Annotated in this window: 2 protein-coding genes; one reads left to right on the top strand and one right to left on the bottom strand. The window is 30.7% G+C overall.

Going from position 1 to position 2,734, the window contains the following annotated elements; all coding sequences use genetic code 11:
- Positions 1-1,831, top strand: a 1,831-nt coding sequence (locus PN471_RS08050) for a type ISP restriction/modification enzyme (protein WP_271776393.1), incomplete at its 5' end; no start/stop codon positions are given.
- A 266-nt stretch (positions 1,832-2,097) separates the two neighbouring features.
- Here the strand turns inward: PN471_RS08050 and PN471_RS08045 are convergent.
- Positions 2,098-2,433: a XisI protein gene (locus PN471_RS08045; protein WP_271776392.1), complete on the bottom strand. Its 336-nt coding sequence runs from the start codon at positions 2,431-2,433 to the stop codon at positions 2,098-2,100.
- Positions 2,434-2,734 lie beyond the last annotated feature (301 nt).

Below are 2,734 nucleotides of genomic sequence, written 5' to 3'. Positions count from 1 at the left end.
TTGTTTTGTGGATACTTTGGATAATACTTCTTTTGCGGGTAAGCAATTGGATTTATTTGCTATGAGTGTGGAGAATACCGCCAGAATCAAAAGACAGAATGATAGAACTATTTCTGTGATTATTGGTAATCCTCCTTATAATGCAAATCAACAAAATGAAAATGATAATAATGCTAATCGTGATTATCCAGCAATAGATAAATTAATTAAAGAAAGTTATGTAAAATATAGCACTGCTCAGAAAACGAAAGCTTATGATATGTATACTCGGTTTATTAGATGGGCTTCTGATAGACTAGGTAAAAATGGGATTATTGCATTTATTACTAATTCATCTTTTATTGACGGAAGAGCATTTGATGGTTTTAGAAAAGCTGTAAGCGATGATTTTAGTTATATTTACATTATAGATTTACATGGTGATGTGAGGAAAAATCCCAAACTTTCAGGAACTACACATAATGTTTTTGGGATTCAAACTGGTGTCGCTATTATGTTTTTAGTTAAGAAACAGAATAGTGATTTTAATATTTGTCAAATATTTTATATTCGTCGTCCAGAATTTGATACAGCAAGTGATAAGTTAAAGTTTTTATCTCAAACTAAATTTAATCAAATTGCTTTTGACCATATTACACCAGATAAAAATTATAACTGGATAAATCAAGCTGATACTAATTTTGATACGCTAATATCTTTGGTTGATAAAAATGTTAAAGATGCAAAACATGAGTTAGAAGAAAAAGTAATCTTTAAATTTTATACAAATGGAATCAAGAGTAATAGAGATGAATGGGTTTATGATTTTGATAAAGATACTTTATCTCAAAAAGTGAACTTTTTTATTGATTTTTACAATTCTGAGATTAAAAGATATAAACAAGCCGAAAAAGTTGAAAACTTAGATAATTTTGTTGACTATACAATTAAATGGAGTAGAGATTTAAAGAAAAAATTATTATCACATAAAAATGTTTGTTTTGATAAAAAACTAATTAAACTTTCCTTGTACAGACCATTTACTCAACAATACTTTTATTATGATTTTATTCTCAATGATGTACTAACTACGAATCATTGTACTTTATTGGGTAAAAAATTTGAAGAAAGTAATGTTATTATCTATTTTTCTGGAACTCCACTATCAAAACCTTTTCAAATATTTGTATCTCAGAAACCTTGTGATTATCACTTTCTTGAACAAACTCAATGTCTCCCCTTATATCGCTACGACAAAGAAGGAAACCGCATTGATAACATTACCGACTGGGGACTAAAACAAATTCAAACCCATTACCAAGATTCAACAATTACCAAAATAGACATCTTTCATTATACCTACGCAGTCTTACATAACCCAGTTTATCGCAGCAAATACGAACTCAACCTCAAACGAGAATTTCCCCGTTTACCATATTATGAAAACTTCCCAAAATGGGTTAAGTGGGGTAAACAACTCATGGAACTACATATTAATTATGAAACAGTCACACCTTATCACCTAACCCGTCTTGATATTCCCTTAAAAGACAATCAAAAAACACCCAAAGCAAAATTAAAAGCCGATAAAACCAAAAATAGTATTATCCTAGATGATGTCACCACATTAGAGAATATTCCGAAAATTGCGTGGGAATATATGCTGGTTAATCGTTGTGCGTTAGAATGGATATTAGATCAATATAAAGAAAAGAAACCAAAAGATCCAACCATTGCGGAAAAATTCAATACCTATCGTTTTGCAGATTATAAAGAACAGGTAATAGATTTATTAATGAGAGTTTGTACCGTGAGTGTAGAAACAATGAATATAATTAGAGAAATGGAATAATGTCAGAATCAGGATAACCAGGATTTGAGGATTTTCAGGATGAAATATCAAAAATTAAACCCAGATAATTTTGACATTTTCTCTGTGTTCTCTGTGTTCTCTGTGGTTCGATAAAAAAGGAAATTGTCTGAATCAGGATACCCAGGATTTGAGGATTGTCAGGATTAATGAACTTCAAATCTTCTGAATCCTAATTTTGCAGAAAGTTTGCTGTTTTCAAGAAGATTAAATTATGAGTTTGACTGTTTCTAATGAATTGACTTTCTCTAAGCCACTCCATAATCTGTATATGGACGTTTATAAGGAGGATGTAAACCTAACACGATATCTTCTCTGGGAACACCCATTTTTACTAAATCTTCGGCGGGATTTTCTTCTGTTAAATTCTGTTGTAACCAAATTTTGCCGTTTTTAATATCGAAGTGAATCACAGTCATATACACGCGATTTAAATGTTCCCAACCAACATTCATCCACTGATAATGATCGCGTTCTGCATCAAAGATAAGTTCCACATCTACTTCGTTAGTGCAAATATCATCTTTGGCATAATTTGTTAGTAAGGTTTGAATATATTTTCGATATTTAGCTATGTTATCCATTCTATAATGACCTCATTATCTGGTTCATATAAGTAGAGTAAAGTAAATAATTAAAGGTTTGTAGTAAGGTCTTTAGACCTGAAAGTAGGGCTAAAGCCCTAACTAGGAGCCAATTTCAGAATCTGTTAACTTACTTAACATAGTTCTATTTATTTTTGTCTAAGTAGAGTAACGTAAATAATTAAAGGTTTGTAGTAAGGTCTTTAGACCTGAAAGTAGGGCTAAAGCCCTAACTAGGAGCCAATTTCAGAATCTGTTAACTTACTTAACATAGTTCTATTTATTTTTGTCTAAGTAGAGT

This window comes from Aphanizomenon sp. CS-733/32 (assembly GCF_028330045.1).
In the GTDB taxonomy this organism is placed as follows: domain Bacteria; phylum Cyanobacteriota; class Cyanobacteriia; order Cyanobacteriales; family Nostocaceae; genus Dolichospermum; species Dolichospermum gracile.
This window is presented reverse-complemented; position numbering and strand designations above follow the sequence as displayed.